The organism is Companilactobacillus alimentarius DSM 20249 (assembly GCF_002849895.1).
Classification (GTDB): domain Bacteria; phylum Bacillota; class Bacilli; order Lactobacillales; family Lactobacillaceae; genus Companilactobacillus; species Companilactobacillus alimentarius.
On the sequence record NZ_CP018867.1, the window covers coordinates 50,083 to 75,717 of the forward strand.

Below are 25,635 nucleotides of genomic sequence, written 5' to 3' on the forward strand. Positions count from 1 at the left end.
AAACTTTATTATACTAGCATAACTTAAAATTAGCTTTAATATTTCCAAAATTCAAATTTATTTTTCAAAAATGGAAGTACTATGTTCAAAATAGTCTTTGTCAGGGTACAAATTACGTAAGGCTTTTGTAACTGCGATTGGACCTTCAGCAAAGGCTGTTGCAATTAATTGCAATTTACCAGGATAAGTTACGATATCACCAATAGCAAAAACGTTTGGCAAATTAGTTTCCATTTCTCGGGATACTGGGATGAAAGGTCCATTTAAATCAATGTTCCAATCTTTAAGGATGCGGGAATCGGAAACAAACCCATAGTTAACGAGTAATTTATCAGCAGTGATAGTTTTCAATTCATCAGACTTGATTAATTTTAAAGTGACGTCAATCTTTTCATGGTTATTGGGGTTATAGTTAATTCCTTTGATAATATACGGATTCAATTGCTCAACGTCGGAGTCATTTAATTTTTGAACGCTAGACTCCATAGCACGGTATTTATTACGACGGTGGATTAGGGATGTGTGATTAGTTACTTTATCTAAATCAATCGCCCAGTCAACGGCAGAATCACCACCACCAGCGACAATAACGTCTTTTCCACGAAAATCTTCAATATTATTAACAAAGTAACTTAAATTATTGTTTTCTAGTGTTTCATCATAATCAAAGGTTAATTTCCGAGGTTTAAAGGCACCATTACCGATAGCAATGATAATTGCTTTAGATCGGATAGTTCCTTTAGATGTAGTTAACTCCCAAAGGTTCTTTTTTTTGTTTTCTTCTATAGAAGAAACAGAAGTGCTTAGGTATTTATCAAAACTTGTGATTTCCAATTGTTTAGTCAATTGATCGGTAAGATTAGTTCCTGATATCTTAGGTAAAGCAGCTACATCGTAAATATGTTTTTGAGCGTAAAGGGTCTCTGGTTGTCCACCTAGTTTAGGCAAACTCTCTATTAATGCTACCTTTAGATTGCGAAGCCCAGCATAGTAAGTTGCAAACATACCAGCGGGACCTCCTCCAATAATTGAAATATCATAAATTTTGTCATTCATATTCTTAGTCACCATTTTCTGTTATATAATCTATAGATACATTGTTACACATTTAGAATTTAAAGAGGGAGGAAATGTATGAGAATTGGCGATAAACTTATAGGAACTATTTCAGGTATTCAGTCATATGGAGTATTCGTTAAATTAGATGATACCCATCAAGGACTAATTCATATCTCCGAATTACGACATGGCTTTGTTTCTAATATAGAAGAAAGATATAGAATTGGAGAAGAAGTCGATGTAATCGTGATGGGAATAGACGAGTATAATCAAAAGATCAGTCTTTCGACACGTGCTTTGAATAAAGAAAAGCTGGGACGTCCGATATTACACAAGCATTTTTGGACAAATTATCGAGATAAGATTGGTTATAAGACGATAGCCAAGCAAAAGGATGCCTGGATTAATAGTGCTATGAAGCGGATTTCAGAAAAAAAGCAAAAAAATTCAACTTTTTTGTAAAAAAGACTTGCAACTCATTACACCGATTGGTAATATATATCTTGTTGTTGCGACAGTTCAACGGAGTCAACGGTTTGATGATTTATTCATCTCCATTGCTTCTAAATTTTCTTGAGAAAATGCTTGACTTGGTCTTTCATCTTCGATATGATTATTAAGTTGTCTGTTGAGATAACACCTAACAATTCTCTGATTCATTTCATTGAATTGTTAGTAAAATTATTTTAAAAAAGTCCTTGACATCAACTTGTCGGCTTGATAAAATAATTAAGTCGCTGATGAGCGTAAGCGCTTAATCAGCTGGTAGACCTTTGAAAACTGAACAAAGTTTTAACACTAAAATTGTGTAGGTCAACATTTTTGTTGATATACAACGAAGTCAATTCGCTAGTAATATTTTTTATGAGTCACAAACTTTTAATATGAGAGTTTGATCCTGGCTCAGGACGAACGCTGGCGGCATGCCTAATACATGCAAGTCGAACGAACTTTCCTATTGATTGATGCTTGCATCATGATTTAGATCTAAGTGAGTGGCGGACGGGTGAGTAACACGTGGGTAACCTGCCCAGAAGTGGGGGATAACATTTGGAAACAAGTGCTAATACCGCATAACAACATTAAACACATGTTTTTTGTTTAAAAGATGGTTTTGCTATCTCTTCTGGATGGACCCGCGGCGTATTAGCTAGTTGGTGAGGTAATAGCTCACCAAGGCGATGATACGTAGCCGACCTGAGAGGGTAATCGGCCACATTGGGACTGAGACACGGCCCAAACTCCTACGGGAGGCAGCAGTAGGGAATCTTCCACAATGGACGAAAGTCTGATGGAGCAATGCCGCGTGAGTGAAGAAGGTTTTCGGATCGTAAAACTCTGTTGTTGAAGAAGAACATATGTGAGAGTAACTGTTCACGTACTGACGGTATTCAACCAGAAAGCCACGGCTAACTACGTGCCAGCAGCCGCGGTAATACGTAGGTGGCAAGCGTTGTCCGGATTTATTGGGCGTAAAGAGAATGTAGGCAGTTCATTAAGTTTGAAGTGAAAGCCCTCGGCTCAACCGAGGAAGTGCTTCGAAAACTGGTGAACTTGAGTGCAGAAGAGGAAAGTGGAACTCCATGTGTAGCGGTGGAATGCGTAGATATATGGAAGAACACCAGTGGCGAAGGCGGCTTTCTGGTCTGTAACTGACGCTGAGATTCGAAAGCATGGGTAGCAAACAGGATTAGATACCCTGGTAGTCCATGCCGTAAACGATGAGTGCTAAGTGTTGGAGGGTTTCCGCCCTTCAGTGCTGCAGCTAACGCATTAAGCACTCCGCCTGGGGAGTACGATCGCAAGATTGAAACTCAAAGGAATTGACGGGGGCCCGCACAAGCGGTGGAGCATGTGGTTTAATTCGAAGCAACGCGAAGAACCTTACCAGGTCTTGACATACCATGAAAAGCTAAGAGATTAGTCTTTCCCTTCGGGGACATGGATACAGGTGGTGCATGGTTGTCGTCAGCTCGTGTCGTGAGATGTTGGGTTAAGTCCCGCAACGAGCGCAACCCTTATTATCAGTTGCCAGCATTCAGTTGGGCACTCTGGTGAGACTGCCGGTGATAAACCGGAGGAAGGTGGGGACGACGTCAAATCATCATGCCCCTTATGACCTGGGCTACACACGTGCTACAATGGTCGGTACAACGTGTTGCGAACTCGCGAGGGCAAGCAAATCACTTAAAACCGATCTCAGTTCGGATTGCAGGCTGCAACTCGCCTGCATGAAGCTGGAATCGCTAGTAATCGCGGATCAGCATGCCGCGGTGAATACGTTCCCGGGCCTTGTACACACCGCCCGTCACACCATGAGAGTTTGTAACACCCAAAGTCGGTGGGGTAACCCTTCGGGGAACTAGCCGCCTAAGGTGGGACAAATGATTAGGGTGAAGTCGTAACAAGGTAGCCGTAGGAGAACCTGCGGCTGGATCACCTCCTTTCTAAGGATATGGTACTTTGGTACCAACGGAATACACAATCGTTAAAACTTTGTTTAGTTTTGAGGGGTCTACCCTCAAACTCGTACCTTGAAAACTGGATATTAAGAATTAATGAATTAAAGAAACACCGAAAACTGCGCGGCAACTTTTTAGTTGCCAGCTGTAACTTATGTTATGGCAAATGATTTAAATTGCTTTTGTAATTTATTAGGTTAAGTTATAAAGGGCGCACGGTGGATGCCTAGGCACTAGGAGCCGATGAAGGACGTAACTAACGACGATACGCCTCGGGGAGCTGTAAGTAAGCTTTGATCCGGGGATTTCCGAATGGGGGAACCCAAATATCGTAATGGATATTTACTTGTCTGTGAATACATAGCAGTCAAGAGGAATACGCAATGAACTGAAACATCTAAGTAGTTGCAGGAATAGAAAGAAATTCGATTCCCTGAGTAGCGGCGAGCGAAACGGGAATAGCCCAAACTAAAGAGCTTGCTCTTTAGGGTTGTAGGACTGATGTTGTGAGTACAAATAGTTGAGATAGCTGAACAGCTTGGAAAAGCTGGCCAAAGAGAGTGAAAGCCTCGTAAGTGAAATCAATACTTCTCCATTCAGTATCCTGAGTACGGCGGAACACGAGAAACTCCGTCGGAATCCGGGAGGACCATCTCCCAAGGCTAAATACTCCCTAGTGACCGATAGTGAACCAGTACCGTGAGGGAAAGGTGAAAAGAACCCCGGAAGGGGAGTGAAATAGATCCTGAAACCGTGTGCCTACAAGTAGTCAGAGTCCGTTTATGGATGATGGCGTGCCTTTTGTAGAATGAACCGGCGAGTTACGTTAACATGCAAGGTTAAGATGAAAAGTCGGAGCCGGAGCGAAAGCGAGTCTGAATAGGGCGATCTAGTATGTTGATGTAGACCCGAAACCAAGTGACCTATCCATGTCCAGGTTGAAGATGCGGTAAAACGCATTGGAGGACCGAACCCGTGTATGTTGAAAAATGCTGGGATGAGATGTGGATAGCGGTGAAATTCCAAACGAACTTGGAGATAGCTGGTTCTCTCCGAAATAGCTTTAGGGTTAGCCTCGGGGATTAGGATCGTGGAGGTAGAGCACTGTTTGGACTAGGGGCCCGTCTTGGGTTACTGAATTCAGATAAACTCCGAATGCCATTGATCTTTACCCGGGAGTCAGACGATGAGTGATAAGATCCACCGTCGAAAGGGAAACAGCCCAGATCACCAGTTAAGGTCCCAAAATTCATGCTAAGTGGAAAAGGATGTGGAAACGCATAGACAACTAGGATGTTGGCTTAGAAGCAGCCATTCATTCAAAGAGTGCGTAATAGCTCACTAGTCGAGTGATTCTGCGCCGAAAATGTACCGGGGCTAAGCATGATACCGAAACTGTGGATGTATCGTAAGATACGTGGTAGGAGAGCGTTGTAAGAGCATTGAAGCTATACCGTGAGGAGTAGTGGAGTTCTTAGAAGTGAGAATGCCGGTATGAGTAACGAAAGACCAGTGAGAATCTGGTCGGCCGAAAGACTAAGGTTTCCTGGGGAAGGCTCGTCCTCCCAGGGTTAGTCGGGGCCTAAGATGAGACCGAAAGGTGTAATCGATGGATAACAGGTTGATATTCCTGTACTAGTTTATTTTGTTTGAACGATGGAAGGACGCAGGAGGATGATGTGTGCACGCTGATGGATATGCGTGTCCAAGCAGTGAGTCTTGAGTTGAGTCAAATGCTTAACTCTTTAAGGACAAGCTGTGATGGGGAGTGAAATTTTAGTAGCGAAGCACAGTAACTCACACTGCCGAGAAAAGTTCCTAGTTAGAAATAAACTACCCGTACCGCAAACCGACACAGGTAGTCGAGGAGAGTATCCTAAGGTCAGCGAGTGAACTCTCGTTAAGGAACTCGGCAAAATGACCCCGTAACTTCGGGAGAAGGGGTGCTGGTGTAACAGCCAGCCGCAGTGAATAGGCCCAAACAACTGTTTATCAAAAACACAGGTCTATGCTAAATCGTAAGATGACGTATATGGGCTGACGCCTGCCCGGTGCTGGAAGGTTAAGAGGATCAGTTAGCTTTTGCGAAGCTGAGAATTGAAGCCCCAGTAAACGGCGGCCGTAACTATAACGGTCCTAAGGTAGCGAAATTCCTTGTCGGGTAAGTTCCGACCCGCACGAAAGGCGTAATGATTTGGGCACTGTCTCAACGAGAGACTCGGTGAAATTATAATACCCGTGAAGATGCGGGTTACCCGCGACAGGACGGAAAGACCCCATGGAGCTTTACTGTAGCTTGATATTGAGTTTTTGTGTGACATGTACAGGATAGGTAGGAGCCGTTGATATCGGAACGCTAGTTTCGATGGAGGCATTGGTGGGATACTACCCTTGTTATATGAAAACTCTAACCTACGTCGTTTATCGCGACGAGGGACAGTGTCTGGTGGGCAGTTTGACTGGGGCGGTCGCCTCCTAAAATGTAACGGAGGCGCTCAAAGGTTCGCTCAGAATGGTTGGAAATCATTCGTAGAATGTAAAGGCATAAGCGAGCTTGACTGCGAGACTGACAAGTCGAGCAGGGACGAAAGTCGGACTTAGTGATCCGGTGGTACCATATGGAAGGGCCATCGCTCAACGGATAAAAGCTACCCTGGGGATAACAGGCTTATCTCCCCCAAGAGTTCACATCGACGGGGAGGTTTGGCACCTCGATGTCGGCTCATCGCATCCTGGGGCTGTAGTCGGTCCCAAGGGTTGGGCTGTTCGCCCATTAAAGCGGTACGCGAGCTGGGTTCAGAACGTCGTGAGACAGTTCGGTCCCTATCCGTCGCGGGCGTAGGAAATTTGAGAGGAGCTGTCCTTAGTACGAGAGGACCGGGATGGACATACCTCTGGTGTACCAGTTGTGCCGCCAGGCGCATCGCTGGGTAGCTACGTATGGACGGGATAAACGCTGAAAGCATCTAAGTGTGAAGCCCCCCTCGAGATGAGATTTCCCATTCCGTTAAGGAAGTAAGATCCGTTAAAGAATATGACGTAGATAGGCTGCGGGTGGAAGTGTAGCGATACATGGAGCTGAGCAGTACTAATAGATCGAGGACTTAACCGAGAAGAGTTCACAGTTTGAAGTGTTTCATTAATTAATTCATGATCTTAATATCTAGTTTTGAAGGTACGAGAAACACAGTGTAGTGACGATAGCGAGAAGGATACACCTGTTCCCATGCCGAACACAGAAGTTAAGCTTCTCCACGTCGAAAGTAGTTGGTGGGAAACTACCCGCGAGGATAGATAGTTGCTACGCTGTTTCATGATGGAGGATTAGCTCAGCTGGGAGAGCATCTGCCTTACAAGCAGGAGGTCACAGGTTCGATTCCTGTATCCTCCATACATCATGAGCCGTTAGCTCAGTTGGTAGAGCATCTGACTTTTAATCAGAGGGTCGACAGTTCGAACCTGTCACGGCTCATTTGCAACATATATAACACACCATGCGGGTGTGGCGGAATTGGCAGACGCGCTAGATTTAGGTTCTAGTGTCCAGTGGACATGAAGGTTCAAGTCCTTTCACCCGTATTCAATATTGTTGTTGCAATATTGGAAGATATTCATTAAATATGAAAGCAACGTTTTTATGCCGACTTAGCTCAGCTGGCAGAGCATCTGTCTTGTAAACAGGGGGTCGGAGGTTCGAATCCTCTAGTCGGCATAATGCGGAAGTAGTTCAGTGGTAGAACATCACCTTGCCATGGTGGGGGTCGCGGGTTCGAATCCCGTCTTCCGCTTTCATTATAGTAACGCCGGGGTGGCGGAACTGGCAGACGCACAGGACTTAAAATCCTGCGGTAAGTGATTACCGTACCGGTTCGATTCCGGTCCTCGGCACTATAATGAATATGCACCTATAGCGCAATTGGATAGAGTGTCTGACTACGAATCAGAAGGTTGTAGGTTCGACTCCTACTAGGTGCATTGTTTCAAAGTTTTAATCTCGGGAAGTGGCTCAGCTTGGTAGAGCACCTGGTTTGGGACCAGGGGGTCGCAGGTTCGAATCCTGTCTTCCCGATTACAACGGAAGTTGTATCTGTACGGCATAGTTTTTTGGCGGTGTAGCTCAGCTGGCTAGAGCGTCCGGTTCATACCCGGGAGGTCGGGGGTTCGATCCCCTTCGCCGCTATTATTCCGGACCTTTAGCTCAGTTGGTTAGAGCAGGCGGCTCATAACCGCTCGGTCGTAGGTTCGAGTCCTACAGGGTCCATCTTTAAGGACCCCATTTGTTATTGTTATCGCGGGATGGAGCAGTCTGGTAGCTCGTCGGGCTCATAACCCGAAGGTCATAGGTTCAAATCCTATTCCCGCAATTGGTTTCAAAATATTTGGTTCCTTGGTCTAGTTGGTTAGGACGCCTGCCTGTCACGCAGGAGATCGCGGGTTCGATTCCCGCAGGGACCGTTAGTAGATATTAATCTATTAAGAGTTAAAAGTGTCGTAGGTAATATGCGGGTGTAGTTTAGTGGTAAAACCACAGCCTTCCAAGCTGTTGTCGCGAGTTCGATTCTCGTCACCCGCTTTGCCACTGTTTTGGGCCTATAGCTCAGCTGGTTTAGAGCGCACGCCTGATAAGCGTGAGGTCGATGGTTCAAGTCCATTTAGGCCCACTATATCTGGAGAAGTACTCAAGTGGCTGAAGAGGCGCCCCTGCTAAGGGTGTAGGTCGCGAAAGCGGCGCGAGGGTTCAAATCCCTCCTTCTCCGTTTTATATGACCCGTTGGTCAAGTGGTTAAGACACCGCCCTTTCACGGCGGTAACATGAGTTCAAATCTCGTACGGGTCATTGGTGCTAGTCACCAATAATTAAATAGTTTTGTATATTAAGCAATGGAGGATTACCCAAGTCCGGCTTAAGGGAACGGTCTTGAAAACCGTCAGGTCGCGAAAGCGGCGCGTGGGTTCGAATCCCACATCCTCCTTAGTGAGTAGCACAAGTTTCATTTTTATTATCGCGGGATGGAGCAGTCTGGTAGCTCGTCGGGCTCATAACCCGAAGGTCATAGGTTCAAATCCTATTCCCGCAATTAGTTTTAAAGAAATATTTGGTTCCTTGGTCTAGTTGGTTAGGACGCCTGCCTGTCACGCAGGAGATCGCGGGTTCGATTCCCGCAGGGACCGTAATGGCTCGGTAGCTCAGTTGGTAGAGCAATGCATTGAAGCTGCATGTGTCGGCGGTTCGATTCCGTCCCGCGCCATTTTGGAGGGGTAGCGAAGTCTGGCTAAACGCGGCGGACTGTAAATCCGCTCCTTCGGGTTCGGTGGTTCGAATCCACTCCCCTCCATATTAGGGATATAGTTTAAAGGTAGAACTACGGTCTCCAAAACCGTCGGTGTGGGTTCAATTCCTACTATCCCTGTTTCTACCTTTTATCATGGCGGTATTGGTGAAGTGGTTAACACATCGGTTTGTGGTACCGACACACGTGAGTTCGATTCTCACATACCGCCTATTTTATTGGGTTATAGCCAAGCGGTAAGGCAATGGACTTTGACTCCATCATGCGCTGGTTCGAATCCAGCTAACCCAATTGTTTTAAAAATGAATATGGCGGTATAGCCAAGTGGTAAGGCAGAGGTCTGCAAAACCTTCATCACCGGTTCAAATCCGGTTACCGCCTTTGGCTGATGCTAAATTATTCAAGTATTAAAATGCCGGTGTGGCGGAATTGGCAGACGCGCGGGATTCAAAATCCCGTTCCTGTATAAGGAGTATCGGTTCGACCCCGATCACCGGTATTAATGGTTTTTAAAGCCAAATATCAGTTAGCTTAAATTGTTGTTATTGACAATTTAAGCTTTTTTTGTATCTCAAAATAAATAACAAACATTTATTTGTCTGAAAATTTTGGATTGTCTAAGATAGAGTTCCTTAAACATTCGAAAGGTATATATACACTGGAATTTAATGTTTCCGTGATAAAGAACCCCATGTACAGCTCTGTTGGTCTAATGCCATGTATATCTTCAAAGATGTATGGGGGAACATTAAAGACAGCTCGTGAATGTTTAATAGCTTGTTCTTGAGCCATTTTTAGAACTGATAGATAAGTTGACGTATCCTTACTGAATCTAACTTTCTTGGGTTTAATTTGTCCTCTTACGGTAAAAGTATTGTGAGGTAAATCAAGATTATTCCATGTTAGATCATTAATTTCATCAAATTTAGCGCCAGTATCTATTTCTAGAAGAGTCTCATAGGAGTACATACGTTTAATTGAAGCCTTCAATTTGGAGGCAGTCTTTAAAAGACTTAATTCGTCTGACGTGAGTAAATCAGTTCTTAATTTGTTTTGCATGCTTAAGCTCCTTATTCTTATTAATATTCATTATGACACTCTTTTAGGAGTTTAATGTACTTGTGTGGTTTTGGATTTTCGATATTTATAGAACTATTTGATGTGATCAACCAAAATTGAAACAGCTGTTTGATTCAAATATTTAGAATTGAAATTGTCTTTAGACTTTATAGTTGTTTTTCCATTGAGAAATCCTTGAATTGTAATTCGCTGATTTCTTTTAAATGATTTAGTTGTTTTAGTAACAGCTAAGAAATATTGATTACTAGTACTGAGAGGGGCTAGTAGTAGATGAGTTTTTCCTGTTGAATCAAGAGAGAAATCCTTAATATAAAAATCTTTTAATGAAATATTCATAAATAACATATTGCTTTCATACTGTTGCATTGATGTTATATCCAGTTTGTTCATAATATCAGGATATTTAGTCTTATATTTTGACTTTTTATTCTTCTGATTAGCCTTAATTATTTGAACGTTCGGCTTTTTGGATGAATAATTATTGGAAAAATTTATGCCAGAAATAATTGTAAGGCCGGTCATAAGAGCAATTTGCTTGCGATTCATCATATATTCTCCTAAGTATTCAATTTATTAAATATTATAAATCCTGAATATTTTAAAAAATAGGAAAAGGTTCATCTATTTACTGATAAATATTAATATTTTATTTATTAAATATTTACTCAATTTAGATAACAAATTCGATTAATAAATTGTTGATAAATTCTCACTAAAGATGAAGAAATTTGCTAAGATACAAAGTAAATGGAGGTTTTAATGAATGAATTTGACAATTGATAGTTTGGTCAATTCCATCTACAAGGAATTATCAACAAGACGTGTGAATCGTTTTACGATGACTGATTTAATGAAAGCTTCGAGCGTCTCAAGGGGGACAATATATTATTATTTTAATAATATAGAAGATATTTATACAGCAGCATTTGAGAAAAATATTCTTAATCGAGCTATTGAGGAAAGCGACTCGTTTACTTCATTTATCAATAAATTTATTTCATACATTTATGAAAACAAAACGTTTAGCCTTAATTTTTATCATTTGACTGAAATAAAAATTAGAAAAGAATTTTTAATTGAAATATTTAATAATCAATTGCTGCGTTTCAAAATTAATATCAATCCTAAAAATTTATATGTTGTCAGCGGCTTTTGTTTTATAATCATTAACTGTTTTGATCATGATTTAGAATTGGAACAGGGATTGATTAATAAGGAAATTGAATTATATTCACAAATGTTGCGTAAAACTTTAAAAAACTTTTGAACAGAATTATAAAGATGTTCAAATTTTGAACACTTTCTGAAAACTGCTTATATATAGTTGAAAGTTATTTAGTTATGATATTTATGTAATCAAATATATGGATTGGAGAACCATTGTGAAAATTTGATTAACAAATAAAAAAATAGGAGAATGCAAATAATAATTTTGGAAACTTAAAAGCAATGAGCAAACTATCATTGCTTTTTTGTGATATAAAGGTAATTTGAGATTATTTTTAAATCATGTATTATATATATTTGAGGTGAAAATATGTTTAGATATGCGAAAGAAGAAGATGCTGATCAGATATTGCCGATACTGTTCCAAATCTTTGATGAGATGGAATTAGATGTTTTAAAAAAAGTCGGCGACAAAAAGATGGCAGAAGTTATTAGGGAAGGCTTTTTCCAACCAGGATATCGTTATGGATTCGAAAATATTCTTGTGAATGATATGGATGGAAAAGTTGTTGCCATCGTCGTTGGTTACCCTGAAGAACTCGAAGATGGTATTGATAAACCATTGATCAAAATTCTGCATAAACATGGTATAGAAGAAGATAATTTCTTTGGCGATAAGGAAGCTTGGCCGGGAGAATGGTATTTAGATTCATTTGCAGTTGCTCCTGATTATCAAAATCAAGGTATTGGAACTAAGACTTTGAAGCACGTCATCGAGGTTATACGTGAACGTGGTGAGAAAATTCTGAGTTTGAACGTTGATATTGATAATGAACCCGCTAAGCACGTTTACAAAAAAGCTGGCTTTGAAAAAGTTGGTCAATTATACATTGGCAGTCACTTATATGATCATATGCAATATGATTTAACGAAATAAAACCTTGAAGAGAAATCTTCAAGGTTTTTTATTCGCATCTGTTTTTAAAATTATTCAAATAAGGTATCTTAGATTTCAATAAGCTTCTATTCAGGTCAGTTGAGGAAGAAAAAGTCGGTAATTTAATATATTTGTTTAAAAAGATGGTCAGTAATGTGCCAATGGGTCCATCTTCCATATTAGTAAACTTCATCTCCAAACCTGGATGGCCTTGAGCCAATATTGTAGGTTGAACAGTGAGAATCTTTTTCCCGTTTTTTGTAACATGATAATCTGACATGACCAAATTTCCCATCACATGCCAATTAATTTTACTAAGATAGACATATTTGAGATCTAACATAGGAATAGCATTGATGGTGGCTTTTTCCTCACCGTTTATTTCAATTGAATAAATTTTCAAGAAATTATTTTTTAACTTTATTTCACCAACTAATGTATTTAAACGATTATAAAGTTTAATTATGAAAGGATCATTTTTGTCACGTGAAGCAATAAAGACGGTTTCTTTATTCTGATTAACTACGACAAGAATATTACCAACTGTTAAATCGGCCTTTCGAATATAGAGGTTCATCATTTTTCCTGCTTTTGAACTTTTTCAATAACTTTCTCGACAATTTGGGCTACACCATCGTTAACATTATTGTCTGTCTGAATTTCAGCCAAATCGGCAATAACAGGAATGGCATTTTTCATAGCAACGCCGATACCAGCATCTCGTATCATAGACTCATCATTTAAATTATCGCCGATTGCCATAGTTTCAGTTTGATCAATATTCTTGTCCTTAGCGTATTGCAAGAGAGCAATTCCCTTTTGAGCGTCAGTACTGTTGATTTCAATATTATTTGACGAAGAGGATGTTACCACAACGTCAGAAATATTTTTTTCAATATCTAGTCTTAACGGTTTTAGAACCTCATGTTCTTTATCGCTAAAGGCTAATATTTTCATGATTTGATACGATGGGTCATTGAAAATTTTGTCATAGTTTTCAATAAAAGTCATTGGTGTTAGTTTGATTCTTTCCATAGTATCTTCTAGTGCTTGTTCGTATGTCGTACTGGGATTTAACTTTACTAATAATTGAGCCAAGCTAGTGATACGCATATCTTTATTATCCGAAAAGATTCCCTTGTTGGTAACTACTTCAAAGTAAATTTGATGTTTTCTGAGGTAATCAATAACTTTCTGTTTAGAACTTTTCGAGATAGGATTACTGGAAATCAGATTTTCATTTTCATCATAAACTTCAGCGCCATTTAAAGTTATGTATCCTGGATGTACACGATTTTTTAAGAAAGGCTTAGCCTCATCAAGACTACGTCCTGTTGCAATTATAAATTCTATTCCTTCTTTTTGTGCATTTTTGATGGCTTGAATATTACGATCTGAAACAGCCATCTTGTCATTTAATAACGTTCCATCCATATCGGATGCAATTAATTTAATCATAAAGTTCCCTCCGAGTGCATTATGCTATATTTGCATGTTACCATATTTTATAGAATTAATATCAAACAGGTAGGTGTAAATTTGAAAACGCTAATAAAAAATGATTGGCAAGAAGTTCTTCAAGGTGAATTTGATAAACCATACTATGAAAAACTTCGTGAATTTCTTGTTGAAGAATATAATACTCAAACGATTTATCCAGAGATGCATCATATCTATCAAGCGTTTAAGTGGACTTCATTTTCTGACACTAAAGTCGTTATTTTAGGACAAGATCCTTATCATGAGCCTAATCAGGCAATCGGTTGCAGTTTTGCCGTTGCTCCCGGAATAACAATTCCACCATCATTACGAAATATTTATAAAGAACTGCAAGATGATTTGGGATGCACACCCGTAAATCATGGCTATTTAAAATCATGGGCAAAACAGGGAGTTTTATTGTTGAACTCTGTTTTAACCGTTAGAAGAGGACAAGCGTTCTCTCACAAGGGGAAAGGCTGGGAACAGTTAACTGATTATGCCATTCACGCTTTGTCAGAACGTGGAAAAGTTGTTTTCATCCTCTGGGGTAATGCTGCCAAGAGTAAGATACCTTTAATTGATGAATCGAAGAATACCATTATTTCTTCAACTCACCCAAGTCCGTTTGCTGCTCGCTATGGTTTCTTTGGTTCAAAACCATTTTCTAAAGCAAATGCAGCTCTTTTAAACTATAATGAAGAAGAAATCAACTGGCAGTTACCTGAGAATGCCGAAGATACGGAGGAAGAATAATGGATCTATTTGAAAGCCTTAAAAGTAAAATTAACGGAAAAAATTTAACAATTGTTTTCCCGGAAGGTGAAGAACCTAGGATTTTGGGTGCCGCAACTCGACTAGTTAAAGAAAATGTTTTAAAACCAATTCTCGTTGGTGAACAAACTAAAATTGAACAAGTAGCAACAGAAAAATCGTTTGATATTTCTAATATCGAAATTATTGACCCTAATAAATATGCTGATTTTGATACTTTAGTAGATAAATTTGTAGAACGTCGTAAAGGCAAAAATACTAAGGAACAAGCTCAAAAGATGCTATTAGACAATAACTATTTTGGAACAATGCTAGTTTATACTGGAAAAGCCGATGGGATGGTTTCTGGTGCAATCCATTCAACTGGCGACACTGTTCGTCCAGCTTTACAAATCGTCAAGACAGCGCCAGGAAATTCTAGAATCAGTGGCTCTTTCATCATGCAAAAAGGTGATGAAAGATATATGTTTGCTGATTGTGCAATCAATATTAATCCTGACGCACAAGAGTTAGCTGAGATTGCTGTACAGACTGCTAAGAGTGCAAAATTATTTGATATTGATCCTAAAGTTGCTATGCTTAGTTTTTCAACTAAAGGTAGTGCTAAAAGTGATGAAGTTACTAAAGTTGCTGAGGCTACAAATATTGCACATGAGTTGGCACCTGATTTAGCTATTGATGGCGAATTACAATTTGATGCTGCTTTTGTACCAAGTGTCGGAGCACAAAAAGCACCGGGCTCAAAAGTAGCAGGACATGGTAACGTCTTCGTCTTCCCAGATCTTCAATCGGGGAATATTGGCTACAAAATTGCACAAAGATTTGGTGGCTTCGAAGCTATTGGTCCAGTCTTACAAGGCTTAGCAAAACCTATCTCTGATTTATCCAGAGGATGCAATGAGGAAGATGTTTATAAGTCTGCCATTCTAACCGCTGCTTTAGCATTATAAAGTTTAGGAGAAATTATGCTCGAATATCAAGTAACCACACATTCGTATGAAGAAACTGAAAAAATAGGCGCACAGATGGCCAATCTATTAAAAATCGGGGATGTAGTCGTCCTAAACGGTGACTTAGGTGCCGGTAAAACGGCTCTGACTAGAGGATTGGCACGTGGATTAGGAATCAAAAAGAATGTCAAAAGCCCAACTTTTACGTTGATTCGTGAGTATCAGGATGGGCGTATTCCGCTTTATCATATGGATGCTTATCGTTTAGAGAGTAGTCCTGATGAAGATTTGGGGTTTGACGAGTACTTTAATGGAAATGGTATTACGGTCGTTGAATGGCCTCAATTCATCAAAGATGAGATACCAGAAGAACACATTTCTATCAATATTTCACGTCTATCAGATACGGATCGCCAAATTGTCTTTAAATTACATGGAAAAAAATATGCTGATCGAAAATTTGGAGAGTTGCAATGAGTGAGCAATTAGTTTTACGTGAAGCAGTTCCCAATGATGCAAATAATTTGATTGATTTTTTAAAAAAGGTCAGTCAGCAGTCAGATTTTATTGTTTTTGATGACCTAACAAATTTGACCATAGAAAAAGAAAGACAGTCATTAAATGATATCTATCAATCACGCTTTGATGAATTGATGGTGGCTATATTTGATCAAAAAATTGTTGGTTATTGTCGAATTGAAAAAATTGACGAACAAAAGGCTGAATTGGGAGTTGTAGTTGATCAAGAGTTTTGGAACAATGGGATTGCTTCATACTTAATCGAAGATAACCTCGATTGGGCAAAGGATTCGCCATTGAAAAAAATAATTTTAGAAGTATATAAAAATAACCCAGCTGCAATCCATATTTATCAAAAATATGGATTTACAACTGAGTTAACAAAAGAAAAAACTTTATTAATGTCGAAAATGTAAAGTGCTTCATAATTGTTAGACAAGAAATCTAACAGTTATGGAGCGCTTTTTATATGGTTAAATACAGTTCAAAATTAAAGGCAGAGGTTGTTGGTGAATACCTCCAAGGTAGAACCAGCATGCAAAGTCTCTCAGAGAAACATAATTTACCTAAACGGCAAGTCAGTTTCTGGATTCAAAAATATCGCTTAAGCGGCGTAGACTCGCTTAAGCGAAAAAAAACTAAACGGAGCTTTTCAGCTGAATTTAAAATTGATGTGATAAACTACTATCAAACTCATGATGAAACTTTAGCTGAAGTATCCGCCAGATTTGATGTTAACAAGTGTCAGATTAGTTCCTGGAGAACGGCATTCAATAAACATGGCATAGAAGCCTTGAAGTCTCATCCGAAAGGCAGAAAATCCAAAGTGAAAAATGATAAAAAGAAATTACGTCATTTAATAAACAAGAATGAATTAGATCAACTTCGCGAGGAACTCGCAAAGAAGAATCAAGAATTATATGACACAAAGTTGGAGAATGATATTTTAAAAAAATCAATGACCCTGTTCGGAACTTCAAAGGACGCAAAAAAACACAAATAGTTGATCAGATCAGGGTAGAACAAGAGTCTCTTCCAAAAGCAGAACGGTATAAGATAGGCGATATTCTTAAGGCCATTGGACTTAAAAAGGCCACTTACCATGATGAGCGTAAACGTATCAAAAATCATGTAGATAAGTACAAAGATATAAAAACTGAAATATTAAAAATTACTGAAAGTGGAAAATGTCGTGGACGCCTAACCTACGGTTATCGTCGCGTACAAGAAGGATTAATTAAACTAGATATTCACATAGCAGATGCCGTAGCTCGTCGCTTGATGAATGAGTTAAATGTTCAAGTAAATCTTTATAATCGTCATAAAAATGGAAAGTATTCCTCATATAAAGGAACTGTTGGAAAGGTCGCACACAACATTTTACATCAACAGTTTAATGAAACTGAGCCCTTTAAAGTCCTGCATACAGATGTCACACAAGTTCGTTTAAGGGATAACGAATGGGCTTATGTTTCCGCAATTACCGACGAGGCAAGCAAAGAAGTTCTAGCGTTCCAAGTAAGTAATAGTCCCAATAGTAAATTAATTATGGATACATTAAATGAATTAACGACAGTTATACCTAAAGGAAGCAACCCAGTGATACATTCAGATCAAGGCTGGCATTATCAACTAAATTATTATACTGATAGGCTTTCTGAAGATGGATTTATACAGAGCATGTCTCGCAAAGGAAATTGTCTCGACAATGCGCCAATCGAAAGTTTCTTTCATCTATTCAAAACAGAATGTCTCAATGGATTTCCACCTTGTAAAGATATGAAAGAATTTAGGAAACTTTCTAAGGAGTACGTCGATTGGTTTAACAATCGACGCATCTCAAGAAAAACAAAAGGCATGACTCCCCGCGAATACAGGGAACATGCCTTATCAGCTTAACAATATTCAATTTTGTCTAACTTTTGTGTTGCACTTTAAATGGTTTAGCTAGTAAGCTTGACCATTTTTTTTATTTGTTCAGTACCAAATTGCTGTTCAGTTTTAACTAAGATCTCCGCACAAGCAACGCTATCAGCTAGGGCGTTATGATGATTGCGTAGGTCGATATTGAGGCGGTCAGAAACTGTATTCAATTTATGATTGGGAAAGTCTGGGAAGAATTTGCGACTGGTTCTTAAAGTGTCAATGGTTAGGTACTTAGGCACCATGATACCGTAATCGCTTAAAGTCTTTTTGAGTACACTATTATCAAAACTAGCGTTATGAGCGGCAACTAAGTGACTGCTGTCAAAAAGGGGCTTAATGTGACTCCAAACCTGATCAAAAGTAGGAGCGTCTGCCACATCGTCAGGATGGATATGGTGAATCTGAATATTTCTTGGACTGAAATATTGTTGGGGATTTATTAAAGTGTAGAAGTTGTCAACAATCTGATCGTTACGTACTAAAACTAGGGCTAAGGAACAGGCACTAGAACGACTTCCGTTGGCAGTTTCAAAATCCATGGAAACAAAATTCATAAATTACTCTCCTTGTATATTTAAATCTAATTCAATTGGACAATGATCAGAACCGTAAACATCGGTTAAAATGTTGGAATTGCTAATAAGATTTTTGCCATTGTCAGAAACCACGAAGTAGTCGATTCTCCAACCGGCATTGTTCTTACGAGCGTTGAAACGATAGCTCCACCAGGAATATTTCACTTCATCGGGATGAAGGGTTCTGAAACTATCTATGAAACCACTATTTAATAGTTCTGTAAATTTATTTCGCTCTTCATCGGAGAAGCCGGGATTCTTGTGATTAGTTTTATCATTCTTTAAATCAATTTCTTCATGAGCTACATTTAAATCTCCGCATAGAACAACTGGTTTATCAACTGATAATTTCTTCATATAATCTCTTAAAGCATCGTCATAACGCATCCGATATTCCAAACGCTTCAACTTGGGCTGGGAATTTGGGGTATAACTATTGATTAAATAAAAGTCAGGAAATTCTAAGGTTAGAGTACGTCCTTCGTCATCAAATTCGTCAATACCTAAACCATATTTGATGTTTAAAGGTTCTTTTTTAGTAAAAACTGCTGTTCCAGAATAACCTTTTTTCTTAGCATAGAAGAAATATTGATGATACCCCGGTAGGGATAAGTCGATTTGTCCTTCTTGTAATTTGGTTTCTTGAATACTAAAGATATCTGCATTTAAATTTTGAAAAATTTCTGAAAAATCTTTTCTGACAACGGCACGCAGACCGTTTACATTCCAAGATATAAGTTTCATAAAATCACCTCGGCATAATTATAGCATTATTGTAATAGTTGTTAGTTCGTTATGTACCTTAGTATGTGATAAAATTATAAGTAAGTCTATGCAACACAAAGGATGATGAATATTGAATTTTCCAGTTGAAAAATTACCTAATATTGAATTTAAGATAAATGAACCGCTCAGTAAATACACTTTTACTAAAACAGGTGGCAATGCGGATGTTTTAGCGTTTCCGAAAACTCGGGAAGAATTAGTTGAGATTGTTGACACTGCTAGAGTAAATAAAGTAAAAATCACGATTATTGGTAACGCTAGTAATTTGATTATTAAAGATGGTGGAATTAGAGGTATTGTTATCATTTTACCTAATTTCCATAAGATTACAGTTACTGATACGGAGGTCACGGCGGAAGCTGGCGCTACGATTATCAATACAACCATCGCAGCCCAAAAAGCTGGTCTAACTGGCATTGAGTTTGCTGCGGGTATACCTGGTAGTGTAGGTGGAGCTGTTTTCATGAATGCTGGTGCCTATGGTGGTGAAATTAAGGATGTTTTTGAATCTGCTGAGGTACTCTTACCAGATGGTCATATAACGACTCTGACGCACGACGATATGAAATTCTCATACCGTCATAGTTTAGTTCAAGACGACGGAGGTATCGTTATAAGCGCCACCTTTGCTTTGAAACGTGGCAATAAAGAAGTTATTCAAGAAGAAATGGACCGTTTGAATGCTTTAAGAAGATCAAAACAGCCATTAGAATATCCTTCTTGTGGCAGTGTCTTCAAACGACCTAAGGGTCATTTCACTGGTCCGCTGATTATCAAGGCTGGTTTGCAAGGCAAGATAGTTGGCGGAGCACAAGTTTCAATGAAACATGCTGGCTTTATCGTTAATATTAAGCATGCGACAGCAACTGACTATATGAATTTGATTCATTTGATCCAAAAGACTGTGAAAGAAAAATTTGATGTCGAACTGCACACAGAAGTTCGCATTATTGGTGAAGATAAAAAATAAAGAGAATGGTAGGTGTTGTCTGTGGAAATAATCGAATCAATCATTTTGATTCTTTCATTATTAATTATTGCTAATATTGTGAGTCATTACTTTGTATCAATTCCACCAAGTTTGTTACAGATTGCTGCAGGAATCTTGGCGGCTTTATTTATACATGTGAAGATCTATGTTGATACGGAGTGGTTTTTATTGGCGTTTATTGCGCCAATTTTATTTAATGATGGGAATAATTTTCCTAAAAGAGAACTTTGGAAATTAAAAGGTCCAATTTTAGGAAATGCCATTATTTTAGTTATCATATCTACCGTAGTAGGTGGAGTTTTTGTTAAGTGGTTAATTCCACAATTGCCATGGGCAGTTGCTTTTACGTTGGTAGCCGTATTGTCACCGACGGATCCGATCGCTGTAGAATCAATTGCTAAGAAGGCACATATTCCAGATAAATTGATGCATTTGATCAATGGTGAAAGTTTGATAAATGATGCATCGGGATTGATCTGTTTTAAGTATGGCGTTGCAGCAACTGTAACGGGGGCGTTCTCGTTAAAGAATGCGACGGTAGATTTCTTCTACATCTCTATCTTTGGAGCTTTAGTCGGGGGCTTAATGATTTGGATTTTCAATGGGATCAGATTATATTTGATCAATCAAGGTGTGGATGATTCAATTTTGCACGCAATAATTCAAATTATTATTCCATTTATAATTTATTATGTTGCTGACGACATTTTAGGCGTTTCAGGTGTTGTTGCGGTGGTTATCGCAGGTATTTTGAATATTTCTTCTAGTCGGAATATGAGTACTTTTACACCAGAAATAAGACTCGTTACTTCAAGGACTTGGGATTTAGTAGTTTATATGCTAAATGGAATTGTCTTTGTTTTACTAGGGATTGAGATTCCTTTTGCGATGGAGGAATTGGTCCATAATGATAATATCAATACTTTTTGGGCAACTATTTTAGCCTTTATTATTTGGATAATGCTAGTTGTGATTCGTTTTCTTTGGAGTTACATTTATTCGACATTTTCTAATAATGGCGACGGTAAAATTAAACTTTGGTCAAAAGCCAGATTTGATGATTGCTTGATGTCTGGTATTTCAGGGGTACGTGGCGCCGTTACAATGGTTGGTGTTTTGTCAATTCCAATGACTATCAAGGGTGGTGGCGCCTTTCCTTCAAGAACCCTATTGCTATTTATCGCAAGTGCCGTGATTATCTTTAGTTTGTTAGGAGCAACGTTCTTGATTCCTATATTAACTAAAAATAGTGCACCTGTTGCTTATCGTGGAAGTACGTTTGGCGCTGATGCTGAGGATCTAGATGATGACGATGAACCCGCACCGATTGCTTTGACTCAAAATGAAGCTAGTAGGGTCATCTTAGAAAAGACAATTAAGAAATTGCGTTCAGAGATGGATGACGGAGACACTGCAGTATATTCTTCGGTAATTGCTGAATATCTTTATGATTTGAGAAATCTTGGTATTCAAGCCAATAACCCTGTTAAAACCCGTCAAATCAGTAAAAGGCGTGTCCGTGGGAAAAAGGATGCAGAACTTTGGGATATTTGTTTCAATTGCGAATTAGATGCAGTGGAAGAGCTCTATGATAATCAGGAAATATCTGATGAATCTTATGATTTAGCGGTTAGAAAGATTGCTCGTTATAAAAAAGAAATCGTGCATCGAAGTTACAATCAAACATTTGAATTCTTTTATAGCTACTTCAGACGGTCTTATTTGCAGATTAAACATATTATCTATCGTTCTGTAAATTCCGATGAAATTAAACAAATAAATCAAGATACTATCAAGATTTCTATTGCTGGGGCAAAGAAAGCCTTGGCAAAATTACAAGAATTAAATAAATCTGATCATGAAGATGTTGATGATAATTTGATTTATATTTTTCAACGTCATTACGAGGATCGTTTAGAATTACTGCAAGGTAAATATCGTGGTCGATCCCCACAATTCAACAGTGAACGAATGAATTTAGAGATCAAAGCACTCAGTTACCGTCGGGCTTTTGTCCAAGATATGTTAGAACAAGGTAAGATTAGTAAGTCGACGGCTAATGAATTGCGGCAAAATATTAATTACAGTGAAGAAGTAATTAATATTGATGTGGATTAACATATAAAATGTGATGAACTTTTATAATTTTTATTGTTTGTTATAATTAGTTCGAACTACTAAGGAGCTATGAAAATGAATTTTATACCAAGCAATATTTTTACATGGCAGAATTTGGCTAACTTGGTTGATGTCTTGGTAGTCTGGTATTTTTTATATAAAGTTCTGTCTATGTTACGAGGAACCAAAGCTGTCCAATTGCTAAAAGGAATCGTAATTATTTTCGGTATAAAGTTGATCAGTTGGGCCTTGAATCTTCATACAGTTTCGTATTTGATGGATCAATTGATCAATTGGGGGATTATTGTAATTGTGATAATCTTTCAGCCAGAAATTCGTCGTGGTTTGGAGCATCTGGGACGTTTGCCGTTTTTTAGTTCGACCAGTAATGAAGAAGGCAAAACTAAAAATCATTTGATTGAGAGCTTGGATCAAGCTATTCAATACATGAGTAAACGTCGGATTGGTGCCTTGATAACCTTGGAAATGAATACAGGTCTTGAAGAATATGTAGAGACCGGAATTGATTTGGACGCTGAAGTTACTGGCGCCTTGTTGATTAATATTTTTATTCCTAATACACCTTTGCATGATGGGGCAGCAATTATCCGAAATAATCGTATTTCAGTTGCAGCGGCATATCTACCACTTTCAGAAAGCAATACGATTCCCAAGGAATTGGGAACTAGGCATCGTGCAGCTGTCGGAATCAGTGAAGTAACGGATGCCATCACAATTGTTGTCTCCGAAGAGACCGGAGGGGTAATGATCACCAGAAATGGACATATGATGCTTGACCTCTCTAGGGAAGATTACCTGAAATATCTGCACGCCCAGTTAAAAGACCCTAATGACACTGGAACTCGTTCAATCTTAGGTTTCTTGAAACTAGACCGAAAGAAGGGAAAACAAGATGAAAAAGATAATTAACAGTAATTATTTTTATGCATTCCTTTCTCTCTGCTGTGCTCTTTGGTTGTTCTTCTTTGTAAGTACGCCTGGTGCAGGGTCAACACGGGATACCAATCAGTCGAATACTTCGACGGTCACTAAAAAGGCGACTTTTTCAGTACCTTTACAATTGCAGGCTGATGTCGATAAATATTACATAACTGGTTACCCTGAAAAAGTTAAGGTAACGGTTGAAGGTCCATCAGCTTTAGTCACGGCGACTAGAAATACTCAGAACTTTAATTTGTATTTAAATTTGCGTGACTTGTCGATTGGTCAACATCGAGTTCAAATTAGAGAAAATGGTTTGAATAGCGAGTTAACTTATAGTATTAAGCCGAAGTATGTAACGGTGAATATCCAAAGGCGTGAAACTAAGAAATTTGCTGTTGATATTGACTACAACAAAGAATCCTTAGCGACAGGCTATGAAACAGGAACTACTGAAGTGTCTCCTGAAACGGTTACCGTCACAGGTGCTGCTTCTGAAATTAATAAGATTAATAAAGTGGTTGTTAAACCAATTTTACCTAAGGGAATAAAATCTACATTCGATCAAGAAGTTTTAGTGCAAGCTCTCGATAAAAATGGTAAAACTGTAAATGTTACATTAGATCCACAAACTGTTCATGTGAAGATTCCTATTTCGATTCAAAGTAAGCAAGTAAGTATTAACTTGAAACAAAAAGGGAATACTTCGGATAATAGTTTTACACTGGAGTCTGATGTAAAGAATATTAGAGTTTATGGTACTAAGAGTCAGATCGATGCTATTGATGATTCAGTCGATGTGCCTGTTGATGTGTCTGATGCCTCTGATGGCGATAAAAAGACGATTGATTTAAGTGACGCCTTGGGCAATAAAGTTACTTTTACCGATCCTAGTTCTGTCAGTGTGACAATCAATCAGACTAGTTCTAACACTTTATCTAGTACGACGGGAAATCCTACTAGTGGGACAACATCTTCTGATTCTAGTTCTTCTTCAAAGAGTTCTAGTTCGGATAGCACGGATTCAGATAATGATTCTAGTTCGTCAAGCACTAATTCAACAAATGACAATAATGATAGCGAATAAAACGCTGGGGGTAAATTTTTCATGACAAAATATTTTGGAACAGATGGTGTAAGAGGTATCGCAAATAAGGACTTGAGTCCTGAATTAGCTTTTAAATTAGGTCGTTGTGGTGGCTATGTTCTAACACAACATTCAGATAATAAGAGTTCTCATCCACGTGTTTTAGTGGCTAGAGATACTCGTATTTCTGGACAAATGTTGCAATCTAGTTTGATTTCTGGCTTACTTTCTGTAGGTATCGAAGTTTTAAACTTGAACGTTGTTACAACTCCTGCTGTAGCCTACTTGGTACGTGCAGTGTCAGCTAATGCCGGAATTATGATTTCTGCTTCACATAATCCTGCAGAAGATAATGGTATCAAGTTCTTTGGTGCAGATGGCTACAAGTTGCCAGACGATGTTGAAGAAGAGATCGAGGAATTATTAGACGCTAAAGAAGATACTTTGCCAAGACCTTCAGCAGAAGGTTTAGGTAGCGTATCTGACTATCCAGAAGGTGCACAAAAGTATCTTCAATTCTTGAAGCAAACACTTTCAGATGATTTGAGCGGAATGAAGATTGTTTTAGATACAGCTAATGGTTCAACTAGTCGTTTGGCAAGTACACTCTTTGCTGACCTCAATGTTGATTTCGATATTATGGCATCTCATCCAGATGGTATCAATATTAATAAGGATGTTGGTTCAACTCATCCTGAGCAGTTGGCTAAGCGTGTTAAGGAATCAGACGCCGTTGCCGGATTAGCTTTTGATGGTGATGGAGATCGTTGTATTGCCGTTGATGCCGATGGAAATATTGTCGATGGTGACAAAATTATGTTCATCCTTGGTAAATATTTGCATGATGGTGGCCGTTTAAAGAAAGATACGATTGTTACGACTGTTATGAGTAATATCGGTTTGTATAAGGCAATTGAGGCCAACGGGATGAAGTCTGTTCAAACTGCTGTTGGTGACAGACACGTCGTTGAACAGATTCGTGAGAACAACTACAACATCGGTGGTGAACAATCTGGTCACGTTGTTTTGTATGAGTATATGAATACTGGTGATGGAATGTTGACAGGTACTCATCTGTTGCATGTTATGAAGGTTACAGGCAAGAGTTTGGCTGAACTAGCTGCTCCTGTAAAAGTTTATCCACAGAAATTAGTTAATATTCCTGTTGCTGATAAGAACTCATGGGACAAGCACCAACCTATCTTAGATGTCATCAAGACTGTTGAAGATGAAATGGATGGCGATGGACGTGTCTTAGTTCGTCCTAGTGGAACACAATCATTATTACGTGTTATGTGTGAAGCTCCTACAGAAGAAAAAGTTAACGAATATTGTGATCAAATAGTTGAAGTTGTTAAGACTGAATTAAGCTAAAACTATAAATATATTTTAAAAAAAGGAATCAGGATGATTAAAATCCTGATTCCTTTTTTGTGCTATAGACCAATTTTTATAAATGGTACATACCGCCTATACCATTTATAAAAAATAT

The 25,635-nt window shown here is 38.7% G+C and carries 21 protein-coding genes, 26 tRNA genes and 3 rRNA genes; 43 read left to right on the forward strand and 7 right to left on the reverse strand.

All coding sequences use genetic code 11. From position 1 onward, the window contains the following. Positions 1–57 precede the first annotated feature (57 nt). Positions 58–1,056 (reverse strand): NAD(P)/FAD-dependent oxidoreductase, encoded by a 999-nt coding sequence (locus tag LA20249_RS00240; protein WP_083477929.1) that lies wholly within the window; start codon positions 1,054–1,056, stop codon positions 58–60. Between the two features lie 78 nt (positions 1,057–1,134). Here LA20249_RS00240 and LA20249_RS00245 point away from each other — a divergent pair, with 78 nt between their 5' ends. The 30 genes from LA20249_RS00245 to LA20249_RS00390 all read left to right on the forward strand — a co-directional run bounded on the left by LA20249_RS00245 (position 1,135) and on the right by LA20249_RS00390 (position 9,311). Next, entirely contained in the window at positions 1,135–1,521 is a 387-nt protein-coding gene (locus LA20249_RS00245) for a CvfD/Ygs/GSP13 family RNA-binding post-transcriptional regulator (RefSeq protein WP_057739024.1), read from the forward strand. Between the two features lie 418 nt (positions 1,522–1,939). After that, a 16S ribosomal RNA gene (locus LA20249_RS00250) occupies positions 1,940–3,506 on the forward strand. 210 nt (positions 3,507–3,716) lie between these two features. Further along, positions 3,717–6,633, forward strand: a 23S ribosomal RNA gene (locus tag LA20249_RS00255). A gap of 78 nt (positions 6,634–6,711) precedes the next feature. After that, positions 6,712–6,828 (forward strand): 5S ribosomal RNA (rrf, locus tag LA20249_RS00260). Together the 16S, 23S and 5S rRNA genes with 26 tRNA genes alongside form the textbook arrangement of a ribosomal RNA operon. A gap of 11 nt (positions 6,829–6,839) precedes the next feature. Continuing rightward, positions 6,840–6,912, forward strand: a tRNA-Val gene (locus LA20249_RS00265). Positions 6,913–6,920: 8 nt separating this feature from the next. Further along, positions 6,921–6,993 (forward strand) — tRNA-Lys (locus tag LA20249_RS00270). Between the two features lie 24 nt (positions 6,994–7,017). Next, positions 7,018–7,100 (forward strand) — tRNA-Leu (locus LA20249_RS00275). Between the two features lie 60 nt (positions 7,101–7,160). After that, positions 7,161–7,233 (forward strand) — tRNA-Thr (locus LA20249_RS00280). Between the two features lie 4 nt (positions 7,234–7,237). Beyond that, a tRNA-Gly gene (locus LA20249_RS00285) sits at positions 7,238–7,309 on the forward strand. 14 nt (positions 7,310–7,323) lie between these two features. Then, positions 7,324–7,409 (forward strand) — tRNA-Leu (locus LA20249_RS00290). Positions 7,410–7,422: 13 nt separating this feature from the next. Next, positions 7,423–7,496 (forward strand) — tRNA-Arg (locus LA20249_RS00295). Between the two features lie 20 nt (positions 7,497–7,516). Further along, positions 7,517–7,590 (forward strand) — tRNA-Pro (locus tag LA20249_RS00300). Positions 7,591–7,627: 37 nt separating this feature from the next. Next, a tRNA-Met gene (locus LA20249_RS00305) sits at positions 7,628–7,701 on the forward strand. A gap of 7 nt (positions 7,702–7,708) precedes the next feature. Beyond that, a tRNA-Ile gene (locus LA20249_RS00310) sits at positions 7,709–7,782 on the forward strand. A 29-nt stretch (positions 7,783–7,811) separates the two neighbouring features. Next, positions 7,812–7,885: transfer RNA gene (locus LA20249_RS00315), tRNA-Met, on the forward strand. A gap of 17 nt (positions 7,886–7,902) precedes the next feature. Further along, positions 7,903–7,976 (forward strand) — tRNA-Asp (locus LA20249_RS00320). Between the two features lie 47 nt (positions 7,977–8,023). After that, positions 8,024–8,094, forward strand: a tRNA-Gly gene (locus LA20249_RS00325). A gap of 13 nt (positions 8,095–8,107) precedes the next feature. Next, positions 8,108–8,182: transfer RNA gene (locus LA20249_RS00330), tRNA-Ile, on the forward strand. 8 nt (positions 8,183–8,190) lie between these two features. Then, a tRNA-Ser gene (locus tag LA20249_RS00335) sits at positions 8,191–8,278 on the forward strand. Between the two features lie 8 nt (positions 8,279–8,286). Next, positions 8,287–8,358, forward strand: a tRNA-Glu gene (locus tag LA20249_RS00340). 46 nt (positions 8,359–8,404) lie between these two features. Further along, positions 8,405–8,494: transfer RNA gene (locus LA20249_RS00345), tRNA-Ser, on the forward strand. A 31-nt stretch (positions 8,495–8,525) separates the two neighbouring features. Next, a tRNA-Met gene (locus tag LA20249_RS00350) sits at positions 8,526–8,599 on the forward strand. 20 nt (positions 8,600–8,619) lie between these two features. After that, positions 8,620–8,693, forward strand: a tRNA-Asp gene (locus LA20249_RS00355). A gap of 4 nt (positions 8,694–8,697) precedes the next feature. After that, a tRNA-Phe gene (locus tag LA20249_RS00360) sits at positions 8,698–8,770 on the forward strand. A 4-nt stretch (positions 8,771–8,774) separates the two neighbouring features. Beyond that, a tRNA-Tyr gene (locus tag LA20249_RS00365) sits at positions 8,775–8,857 on the forward strand. A gap of 4 nt (positions 8,858–8,861) precedes the next feature. Further along, positions 8,862–8,932 (forward strand) — tRNA-Trp (locus LA20249_RS00370). An 18-nt stretch (positions 8,933–8,950) separates the two neighbouring features. Next, a tRNA-His gene (locus tag LA20249_RS00375) sits at positions 8,951–9,023 on the forward strand. An 8-nt stretch (positions 9,024–9,031) separates the two neighbouring features. Further along, positions 9,032–9,103 (forward strand) — tRNA-Gln (locus tag LA20249_RS00380). Between the two features lie 19 nt (positions 9,104–9,122). After that, positions 9,123–9,193: transfer RNA gene (locus LA20249_RS00385), tRNA-Cys, on the forward strand. Positions 9,194–9,226: 33 nt separating this feature from the next. Beyond that, positions 9,227–9,311 (forward strand) — tRNA-Leu (locus LA20249_RS00390). A gap of 92 nt (positions 9,312–9,403) precedes the next feature. Here the strand turns inward: LA20249_RS00390 and LA20249_RS00395 are convergent. Continuing rightward, on the reverse strand, positions 9,404–9,871 hold the full coding sequence (locus tag LA20249_RS00395; RefSeq protein WP_057740402.1) for a hypothetical protein: 468 nt from the start codon (positions 9,869–9,871) through the stop codon (positions 9,404–9,406). 93 nt (positions 9,872–9,964) lie between these two features. Further along, the gene (locus LA20249_RS00400; RefSeq protein WP_057740405.1) at positions 9,965–10,438 is read right to left on the reverse strand and encodes a hypothetical protein; all 474 of its coding nucleotides are present in this window, start codon (positions 10,436–10,438) and stop codon (positions 9,965–9,967) included. 217 nt (positions 10,439–10,655) lie between these two features. Here LA20249_RS00400 and LA20249_RS00405 point away from each other — a divergent pair, with 217 nt between their 5' ends. Further along, complete coding sequence (locus LA20249_RS00405; RefSeq protein ID WP_057740407.1) at positions 10,656–11,159, forward strand: TetR/AcrR family transcriptional regulator; 504 nt, start codon at positions 10,656–10,658, stop codon at positions 11,157–11,159. 270 nt (positions 11,160–11,429) lie between these two features. Then, positions 11,430–11,996 carry a GNAT family N-acetyltransferase gene (locus tag LA20249_RS00410; RefSeq protein ID WP_057740410.1) on the forward strand — a complete coding sequence of 189 codons (567 nt, stop codon included), beginning with the start codon at positions 11,430–11,432 and terminating at the stop codon, positions 11,994–11,996. Between the two features lie 28 nt (positions 11,997–12,024). On the opposite strand, the gene LA20249_RS00415 is transcribed toward LA20249_RS00410, so the two are convergent. Further along, positions 12,025–12,573 (reverse strand): LURP-one-related/scramblase family protein, encoded by a 549-nt coding sequence (locus tag LA20249_RS00415; protein WP_057740413.1) that lies wholly within the window; start codon positions 12,571–12,573, stop codon positions 12,025–12,027. Then, the gene (locus LA20249_RS00420; protein ID WP_057740416.1) at positions 12,573–13,454 is read right to left on the reverse strand and encodes a Cof-type HAD-IIB family hydrolase; all 882 of its coding nucleotides are present in this window, start codon (positions 13,452–13,454) and stop codon (positions 12,573–12,575) included. The genes LA20249_RS00415 and LA20249_RS00420 overlap by 1 nt, the downstream gene beginning before the upstream one ends. An 81-nt stretch (positions 13,455–13,535) precedes the next feature. Here LA20249_RS00420 and LA20249_RS00425 point away from each other — a divergent pair, with 81 nt between their 5' ends. Genes LA20249_RS00425 through LA20249_RS00450 form a run of 6 tightly spaced genes read left to right on the forward strand, consistent with a single transcriptional unit; the run spans position 13,536 to position 17,617 of the window. Beyond that, positions 13,536–14,231: a uracil-DNA glycosylase gene (locus LA20249_RS00425; protein WP_057740418.1), complete on the forward strand. Its 696-nt coding sequence runs from the start codon at positions 13,536–13,538 to the stop codon at positions 14,229–14,231. Continuing rightward, positions 14,231–15,199 carry a phosphate acetyltransferase gene (gene pta, locus LA20249_RS00430; RefSeq protein WP_057740421.1) on the forward strand — a complete coding sequence of 323 codons (969 nt, stop codon included), beginning with the start codon at positions 14,231–14,233 and terminating at the stop codon, positions 15,197–15,199. The genes LA20249_RS00425 and pta overlap by 1 nt, the downstream gene beginning before the upstream one ends. A 15-nt stretch (positions 15,200–15,214) precedes the next feature. Further along, positions 15,215–15,676 (forward strand): tRNA (adenosine(37)-N6)-threonylcarbamoyltransferase complex ATPase subunit type 1 TsaE, encoded by a 462-nt coding sequence (gene tsaE / locus LA20249_RS00435; protein WP_057740423.1) that lies wholly within the window; start codon positions 15,215–15,217, stop codon positions 15,674–15,676. Next, entirely contained in the window at positions 15,673–16,134 is a 462-nt protein-coding gene (locus tag LA20249_RS00440) for a GNAT family N-acetyltransferase (RefSeq protein ID WP_057740426.1), read from the forward strand. Before tsaE ends, LA20249_RS00440 begins: the two co-directional genes overlap by 4 nt. 53 nt (positions 16,135–16,187) lie before the next feature. Next, the gene (locus tag LA20249_RS00445) at positions 16,188–16,721 is read left to right on the forward strand and encodes a helix-turn-helix domain-containing protein (RefSeq protein ID WP_101836851.1); all 534 of its coding nucleotides are present in this window, start codon (positions 16,188–16,190) and stop codon (positions 16,719–16,721) included. 8 nt (positions 16,722–16,729) lie between these two features. After that, positions 16,730–17,617: an IS3 family transposase gene (locus tag LA20249_RS00450; protein WP_313811430.1), complete on the forward strand. Its 888-nt coding sequence runs from the start codon at positions 16,730–16,732 to the stop codon at positions 17,615–17,617. A gap of 44 nt (positions 17,618–17,661) precedes the next feature. On the opposite strand, the gene LA20249_RS00455 is transcribed toward LA20249_RS00450, so the two are convergent. After that, entirely contained in the window at positions 17,662–18,198 is a 537-nt protein-coding gene (locus tag LA20249_RS00455) for a 3'-5' exonuclease (RefSeq protein ID WP_057738392.1), read from the reverse strand. Between the two features lie 3 nt (positions 18,199–18,201). Continuing rightward, positions 18,202–18,963: an exodeoxyribonuclease III gene (locus tag LA20249_RS00460; protein WP_057738394.1), complete on the reverse strand. Its 762-nt coding sequence runs from the start codon at positions 18,961–18,963 to the stop codon at positions 18,202–18,204. Positions 18,964–19,075: 112 nt separating this feature from the next. On the opposite strand from LA20249_RS00460, the gene murB reads away from it, so the two are divergent. The 5 genes from murB (at position 19,076) to glmM (ending at position 25,517) form a co-directional block, all read left to right on the forward strand. Then, the gene (gene murB / locus LA20249_RS00465; protein WP_057738396.1) at positions 19,076–19,975 is read left to right on the forward strand and encodes a UDP-N-acetylmuramate dehydrogenase; all 900 of its coding nucleotides are present in this window, start codon (positions 19,076–19,078) and stop codon (positions 19,973–19,975) included. Positions 19,976–19,996: 21 nt separating this feature from the next. Continuing rightward, positions 19,997–22,114, forward strand: coding sequence for a cation:proton antiporter (locus tag LA20249_RS00470; RefSeq protein WP_057738406.1), 2,118 nt, complete (start codon positions 19,997–19,999; stop codon positions 22,112–22,114). 75 nt (positions 22,115–22,189) lie between these two features. Next, on the forward strand, positions 22,190–23,044 hold the full coding sequence (gene cdaA / locus LA20249_RS00475) for a diadenylate cyclase CdaA (RefSeq protein WP_057738398.1): 855 nt from the start codon (positions 22,190–22,192) through the stop codon (positions 23,042–23,044). After that, complete coding sequence (locus tag LA20249_RS00480) at positions 23,028–24,143, forward strand: CdaR family protein (RefSeq protein ID WP_057738400.1); 1,116 nt, start codon at positions 23,028–23,030, stop codon at positions 24,141–24,143. Before cdaA ends, LA20249_RS00480 begins: the two co-directional genes overlap by 17 nt. Before the next feature lie 21 nt (positions 24,144–24,164). Continuing rightward, on the forward strand, positions 24,165–25,517 hold the full coding sequence (gene glmM, locus LA20249_RS00485; protein ID WP_057738402.1) for a phosphoglucosamine mutase: 1,353 nt from the start codon (positions 24,165–24,167) through the stop codon (positions 25,515–25,517). Positions 25,518–25,635 lie beyond the last annotated feature (118 nt).